This is a genomic window from Curtobacterium flaccumfaciens, from assembly GCF_051548005.1.
GTDB lineage: Bacteria > Actinomycetota > Actinomycetes > Actinomycetales > Microbacteriaceae > Curtobacterium.
This window is the reverse complement of the sequence record NZ_JBPUGH010000163.1, coordinates 1-7,296: the sequence shown is the minus strand read 5'-3', so window position 1 is coordinate 7,296 and position 7,296 is coordinate 1. Positions and strand designations below refer to the sequence as shown.

5 protein-coding genes are annotated in these 7,296 nt (G+C 72.8%); all 5 read left to right on the top strand.

Translation table 11 applies throughout. The annotated features are described in order from the left end of the window. Positions 1-1,477: ABC transporter substrate-binding protein (locus ACSW7Y_RS15010; protein WP_438127045.1), on the top strand; the 1,477-nt coding region annotated here is incomplete at its 5' end. Continuing rightward, positions 1,474-2,505, top strand: coding sequence for an ABC transporter permease (locus ACSW7Y_RS15005; RefSeq protein ID WP_438127044.1), 1,032 nt, complete (start codon positions 1,474-1,476; stop codon positions 2,503-2,505). The genes ACSW7Y_RS15010 and ACSW7Y_RS15005, both read left to right, overlap by 4 nt. After that, entirely contained in the window at positions 2,502-3,395 is an 894-nt protein-coding gene (locus ACSW7Y_RS15000; protein ID WP_438127043.1) for an ABC transporter permease, read from the top strand. The genes ACSW7Y_RS15005 and ACSW7Y_RS15000 overlap by 4 nt, the downstream gene beginning before the upstream one ends. Next, on the top strand, positions 3,392-5,203 hold the full coding sequence (locus tag ACSW7Y_RS14995; RefSeq protein ID WP_438127042.1) for a dipeptide ABC transporter ATP-binding protein: 1,812 nt from the start codon (positions 3,392-3,394) through the stop codon (positions 5,201-5,203). The genes ACSW7Y_RS15000 and ACSW7Y_RS14995 overlap by 4 nt, the downstream gene beginning before the upstream one ends. Further along, positions 5,200-7,296: CocE/NonD family hydrolase (locus ACSW7Y_RS14990; RefSeq protein WP_438127041.1), on the top strand; the 2,097-nt coding region annotated here is incomplete at its 3' end. The genes ACSW7Y_RS14995 and ACSW7Y_RS14990, both read left to right, overlap by 4 nt.

Sequence of the window (7,296 nt, the reverse complement as noted above, 5' to 3'; positions counted from 1 at the left end):
GGCCGGCACCGACGCCCTGCCGGAGGCCGCGGCCACCGGGGCAGCGCGCCGCGGCGGCCGACTCCGCGTCGCCCGGCCCGCAGCCTCGGCGGCCGAGACCCTCGACTCCGCGAGCTCGCTCTCCGCGTACGAGTACCTCGGCGCGCTCTACAACCGGCTCGTGAAGCTCGACGACCAGGGGCGGACGATCCCCGACCTCGCCGAGGAGTGGTCCGCGAACGCCGACGGCACCGAGTGGACCTTCCGCCTGCGTCGCGGTGTGCGGTTCCACGACGGCTCGCGCTTCACGGCGGCCGACGCGATCGCGAGCATCGAGCACATCCTCGACGAGAAGACCGGAAGCCCGCAGGCCGGTGTCCTCGGCGAGGTGATGAACGCCCGGTCGATGACCGCGGTCGACCCGTACACGCTGCGGTTCGCGCTGACGAAGCCGAACGCCGAGTTCCCGTCGCTCCTGACGGCGTACCAGTGCTACATCGTGCCCGCGGACGCCGTCGCCGACATCGGGCGCACGGGCATCGGCACGGGGCCGTTCCGGTTGTCGTCCTTCACCCCGGCCGGTGCCGGGAGCGTCGAGGCGTTCGACGACCACTTCGCCGGTCGCCCGGCGCTCGACGGCATCGACTTCTTCTCGATCCAGGACACCACCGCGCGCGTGAACGCCCTGCTCGCCGGGCAGATCGACCTCATCTCGCAGACGAACCTCGACTTCGCCACGGCCCGGGTCGTCGCAGCGTCCGACCGGGCGACGATCGCCCGGTCGAAGAACGCGCAGTGGTACACGATCCCGATGCTCGCGACGAGCGAGGAGTTCCGCGACCCCCGTGTCCGTCAGGCCATGAAGCTCGCGTACGACCCCCGCTCGATCGTGCAGACCGCGCTGCAGGGTACCGGCTCGCCCGGGTGGGACAACCCCGTGCCGCCGCAACTGGCCGCGTTCGTGGACGACCACCGCGAGCACGACCCGGAGAAGGCGAAGGCGCTCCTCAAGGCCGCCGGGCGGTCAGACCTGCGCACGTCGATCTACACGTCGAGCTACGAGTCGGTCTTCACCCCGATGGCCGTGGCCTACCGTGACGCCGTCGCGGACGCGGGCATCCGGCTGACGGTGAAGAACGCCAGCTCCGACTCGTACTACACGCAGATCTGGATGCAGAAGCCGCTCATGGTGAGCTACTGGTTCACCGGCCGGCCGATCGACCAGCTCCTCAACCAGATCTTCCGGTCGGGGTCGTCCTACAACGAGAGCGCGTGGTCGAACGAGCGGTTCGACACCCTGCTCGACGACGCCCGCGCCGAGATGGACGACGCGAAGCGCCTGACGCTCTACCAGGACGCGCAGCGCCTCGTCGTCGAGGACGGCGCCGACATGACCCCGATGTTCGGGGACCGCCTGGTCGGGCTGTCCCGCGACGTCGTCAACTACTCGGAGTACGGCTTCGAGTTCGACTGGCTCCGGATCGGACTGCGCCGATGAGCACCACCACGAGACCGTCGGACGTCCTCGTCCCCGTCCTCCGCCGAATCGGGATCGCCGTGCTCACGGTGGTCCTCGCGTCGCTGTTCGTGTTCCTCGCCGTGCAGGCGCTGCCCGGCGACGTCGCGCAGCAGCTCCTCGGGCAGAACGCCACACCCGAGGCCGTGAAGCAACTCCGAGCGTCACTCGGCCTCGACCAGAACGTGTGGCTGCGGTACCTCGAGTGGCTCGGCGGCGCGGTGCACGGCGACTTCGGGACGTCGCTCGTCAGTGGCGAACCCGTCGCGCCGACGCTCTTCACCGCCTTCCGGAACAGCATGCTCATCGCGGTCCCCGCGATGCTCGTCGGCGTCACGCTGTCGCTGTTCCTCGGGGTCCTCGCCGGGGTGCGCCGCGGGCGCGCCACCGACCGCGTCGTCTCGATCGTGAGCCTGGTCGTGATGAGCGTGCCCGAGTTCATGGTCGCCACCGTCCTCGTGCTCCTCTTCGCGATCGGCCTGCCGCTGTTCCCCGCGGTGGTCCTGCGGGGCAGCGACGCCACCGTCGGGGAGCTCCTGCCGACCATCTGGCTGCCGATCATCGTGCTCACGCTCGCGATGGCCGCGTACATCGTCCGGACGGCACGGTCCTCGACGATCGACGTGATGGCATCGGAGTTCGTCACGACGGCCGAGCTGAAGGGCCTCTCGATGCGGCGGGTGGTGTGGAAGCACGCCGTGCCGAGTGCCCTGCTGCCCACCCTCACGGTGATCGCGCTCAACGTGGCGTGGCTGCTCGGCGGCGTGGTCGTCGTGGAGAACGTCTTCAACTACCCCGGCATGGGCAAGCTCATGCTCGAGTCCGTGTACGACCGGGACCTGCCGACCATCGAGGCGATCGCGCTCCTCAGCGCGGTCGTGTACGTGGTGTGCAACCTCGCCGCCGACCTCGTCGCGCTCGTCCTCGACCCGAAGTTGCGCACCCGGCAGCGCCGCACCCGCGTCCGACGCACGAGCGCGACGAGCCGATCCCGGAAGGCAGCCGCATGACCGCCGTGGCCCCCCACCCGACCGACCGCCTGCGTCCCGGCACGATCCGCCGTGCGCTCGCCCCGCTCCGCGGCTCCACGGCCCTCTCCGTGGGGCTCGGACTCATCGCGCTCCACCTCGTGCTCGCGGTGCTCGCGCCCGTGATCGCCGGCCACAGCCCGGTCGTGACGAACGCCGGCGACGTCCTGTCCGGCCCGACGTGGACCCACTGGCTCGGCACCGACCAGTACGGCCGCGACGTGCTGTCCCGCACGCTGAACGGCGGCCGCTACGCGCTGCTCGTGACCTTCCTCGCGACGACCATCGCGGTCGCGGTCGGGACGGTCCTCGGGTGCATCACCGCGTACGCCGACAACTGGTTCGACGAGGTCGTCATGCGGATCGTCGACGCGCTCCTCAGCGTGCCGTCGATCCTGGCGCTCCTCGTGGTCGTGACCGTCTTCGACGCCGGCCTCTGGGTCATCGTGCTCGCCGTGACGATCGTCTACGCCCCCGCGGTCACCCGCGTGGTCCGCGGTGCCGCACGCACCGTCATCACGCAGGACTACGTCACCGCAGCCCGTGCTCGAGGCGAGCGCCCGCTGTCGATCGTGTTCCGGGAGATCCTGCCGAACGTGCTCGACGTCGTGCTCGTCGAGTACGCCATGCGAGCGTCCTGGATCGTGCTGCTCGTCGCGTCGCTGTCGTTCCTCGGGTTCGGCGCGAACCCGCCGACGCCGGACTGGGGGCTCATGGTGCAGGAGAACCGGACGGCGCTCACGGTCGTGCCGCTCGCCACCCTCGCGCCGATCGTCGCCCTCGCGACCCTCGTGGTCGGCCTCAACCTCGCCGCGGACGGACTCGCGAAGTCCCTCGGCGTCGACCGTGCCACGCAGGGAGCCAGCGCATGACCGCCACCGCCACCAGCACGACCGGCGCACCCACCGCCGGCGGTGCTCCGGTCGTCGAGGTCCGCGACCTCGCGATCTCCTACGCCGCCGGTACGCGCACGGTCCCGGTCGTGCGCGGCGTCTCGTTCGCGATCACGGCCGGCCGCACCCTCGGGCTCGTCGGGGAGTCGGGCAGCGGGAAGTCGACGGTCGCCCGGACCCTGCTCGCCCACCTCCGCGCCGGTTCCGTGGTCGAACGCGGCAGCGTCCGGGTCGGCGGCGAGGACGTCTTCGGACTCTCGCCCGCCGGACGTCGCGCGCTCCGCGGCGGGACCGCGAGCGTCGTCGCGCAGAACGCCGGGCAGGCGCTGACGCCGTCGATGCGGATCGGCGAGCAGATCCGCGAGGCCCTCCGGGCGCACGGGGAGCCCGACGGACCGGAGCGGGTCGTCGAACTCGCGCGCCTGGTGCGGCTGCCGTCGCCGGAGACGATCGTCCGACGCTTCCCGCACCAGCTGTCGGGCGGCCAGCAGCAGCGCGTCGCGATCGCGATGGCGGTGGCCGCGCGTCCGCGTGTCCTCGTGCTCGACGAACCGACGACGGCGCTGGACGTCGTCACGCAGGCGGCGGTCCTCGACCTCGTCGCAGACCTCGGGCGCGAGCTCGGCATGGCCGTCCTCCTCGTCAGCCACGACCTCGGCGTGGTGTCGGCCATGGCCGACGAGATCGCGGTCATGCGCGCCGGCGAGGTCGTCGAGCACGCCGCCACGGCCGCGCTGTTCGCGTCGCCGCAGCACGAGTACACGCGGGCACTGTTGGCCGCGGTGCCGGACGGGCGACGGCCGGGAGGCGCGGATCGCCCCGCCCTGGAGGCGACCGTCCCCGGGACGGTCACCGACGACGCGACGCACACCGGGCCTCCCGTCGGCGCGCGTCCGGTGGTGACGGCCCACGACCTGGTGATCCGGTACGGACGCGGCCTGCCGGCCGCCGTCGACGGGGTCTCGTTCACCGTCGGTCCGCGCGAGACGCTCGCGGTCGTGGGGGAGTCGGGGAGCGGCAAGTCGACGCTCGCGACCGCCCTCGCGGGGTTGGTGCCGGCCGAGTCGGGGACGTTCGGGTTCGACGACGGCACGGTGTCCGGGGACCTCGGGGTCCCGGTCGCGGCGCGCTCGGCCGAGCTCCGGCGCGCGGTGCAGCTGGTGTTCCAGAACGCGGACACGTCGCTCAACCCCCGTCGCACGGTGGGCGCGGCGATCGGCCGTCCGCTGCGGCTCTTCACGGGGTCGTCGTCGCGTGAGCGGGTCGGCGAGCTGTTGACCCAGGTGGGCCTCGGTCCGGAGTTCGCGGACCGGCTGCCCGCGCAGCTGTCCGGCGGACAGCGGCAGCGTGTGGGGATCGCCCGCGCCCTCGCCGCCGAGCCCCGACTCGTGATCGCGGACGAGATCACGACGGCGCTCGACGTGCAGGTACAGGCCGGCATCCTCGCGCTGCTCGCCGACCTGCAGCGCGAGCGGGGGCTGAGCTGCCTGTTCATCAGCCACGACCTCGCCGTCGTGCGGGGTGTGGCGGACCGGGTCGCGGTGATGACCGGCGGTCGGATCGTCGAGATCGGGCCGACCGGAGCGGTCTTCGGCGGGCCCAACCACCCGTACACGTCGACGTTGCTCGCCGCGACGCTCGAACCGGGCAGCACCGAGCTGCCGGACGTCGACGACGGCGTGCAGCACTGGCGACACGCGGAGGGGTGGACCGACCACGGTGACGGCCACCTCGTCCGCAACTGGAGCGATCACGACGTGGTCGTCGGGAAGGGGGTCGGCGCATGAGTCGGCGCACGAGTGGAGTGCAGTTGACCGCGATCGGGACGCCCGACGGGCTGCCGGACGGCGTCGTCGTGCGCGACGAGTGGATCCCGATGCCCGACGGGGTGCGGCTGCACGCGCGGGTGTGGGCACCGGCGTCCGCGGCGCCGTCCGGGCCGTCGTCGTCCGGGGCGCCGTCGTCCGGGTCGCCGGTGCAGCCCGTCCCGGTGCTGCTCGAGTACCTGCCGTACCGACTCGACGACTGGACCGCGCCGCGCGACTCGGAGCGGCACCCCTGGTACGCGGCGCACGGGTACGCCTCGGTGCGGGTCGACATCCGCGGGACGGGGTCGTCCGACGGGTTCTTCGACGACGAGTACAGCGAACAGGAGCTGCGCGACGGCGAGGCCGTGATCGCATGGCTCGCCGCACAACCGTGGTCGACCGGCGCGGTCGGCATGTTCGGCATCTCGTGGGGCGGGTTCAACGCCCTGCAGCTCGCGGCCCGCGCCCCCGAGGCCCTCAAGGCGATCGTGACCGTCTGTTCGACCGACGACCGGTACGACAACGACGTGCACTACGTCGGCGGGGCGCTCCTCGGGATCGACATGGCGGCGTGGGGCGCGACGATGTTCGCGTTCAACTCGCGGCCGCCGCGGCCCGAGGTCGTCGGCGACGGCTGGGTCGACCGGTGGCGCGAGCGACTCGACGCGAACCGACCGATGACGCCGACGTGGCTGGCGCACCAGGAGCGCGACGACTACTGGCGGCACGGCAGCGCCGCGGAGGACTACGGGAACATCGGTGCCGCGGTCCTCGCCGTGGGCGGCTGGGCGGACCCGTACCAGGACGCCGTGCTCCGGCTCGTCGAGCACGTGGACGCGCCCGTCAAGGGCATCGTCGGGCCCTGGTCGCACCAGTACCCGGACCGCGGCCTCGCGCCGGGGCCGTCGATCGGGTTCCTGCAGGAGACGCTCCGCTGGTGGGACCGCTGGCTCCGCGGGGTCGACACCGGCGTCGAGCAGGACCCGGCGCTCCGGGCGTGGATCAACGAGGGCGAACCGCCCGCGACGTACTACGAGCAGCGGCGTGGACGCTGGGTGGGTGCCGAGGCGTGGCCGTCCGCGGCGACCTCGGTCCTCGAACGACCGCTGTCGGCGCTCCGCGGTGGTGCGGACGGCAGCGTCGTCGTGCGGTCGCCCGAGCACACCGGGGTCGATGCCGGCAGGTTCTTCCCGTTCGGCAACGCCACCGACCTTCCTCCGGACCAGCGCGCCGAGGACGGCCGGTCGGTCTGCTTCGACCTGCTGGTGGACGAACCGTTCGACCTGCTCGGCAACGTCCTCGTGGACCTCGCCGTCACGAGCGACCAGCCGCGCGCCACCGTCACCGTGCGCCTGTGCGACGTCGCGCCCGACGGGTCCTCGACGCTCGTCACCCGCGGTGTGCTGAACGCCTCCGCACGCGACGGCATGGACCGGCACGACCCGCTCGAACCGGGGGTGCAGGCGGTGCTGCCGGTCCGCCTCGTGTCGACCGGGCACCGCTTCGCAGCCGCGCACCGGGTCCGCATCGCGGTGTCGACCGCGTACTGGCCGTGGGTGTGGCCCCACGGGGTGAGCCCGACGGTCGTGGTCGACCCGTCCGCGTCCACCGTGCGGCTCCCCGTCTGGACCCGTGCCGACGGCGACGGGGTGGCGTTCGAGGAGCCGGAGCGGTCGAAACCGCTGGCCATCGAGCGGGTCGAGCCGTCCGAGCCGATGCCCCAGCGGACCGTCACGCACGACGTCGAGACGGGGGAGTGGACGCTCGACGTCGACCCCGGGTACGGCGGCGGACGCGTCTACCCCGACGGCCTCGTCTTCACGGAGGGCGCCCGCGAGACCTACCGGATCCGCACGGGCGACCCCACGACCGCTCGGGCGTCGTCGCGGTGGGCGATCGGTCTCACCACGGACGACTGGGCCGCGCGGCTCGAGACCACCTCGGAGCTCAGCGCGACGGCCGACACGGTCCACGTCGAGAACACGGTGCGGGCGTGGGCGCGGGACGGCGCGTCGGACGCCCCGGAGGTGCTCGTCGCGGAGCACACCTTCGTCGACGACGTGCCGCGGACG

Bases quoted from the DNA above. Each gene is read 5' to 3' on its own strand.
- ACSW7Y_RS15005 (WP_438127044.1), top strand. From the start codon at position 1,474: ATGAGCACCACCACGAGACCGTCGGACGTCCTCGTCCCCGTCCTCCGC.
- ACSW7Y_RS15000 (WP_438127043.1), top strand. From the start codon at position 2,502: ATGACCGCCGTGGCCCCCCACCCGACCGACCGCCTGCGTCCCGGCACG.
- ACSW7Y_RS14995 (WP_438127042.1), top strand. From the start codon at position 3,392: ATGACCGCCACCGCCACCAGCACGACCGGCGCACCCACCGCCGGCGGT.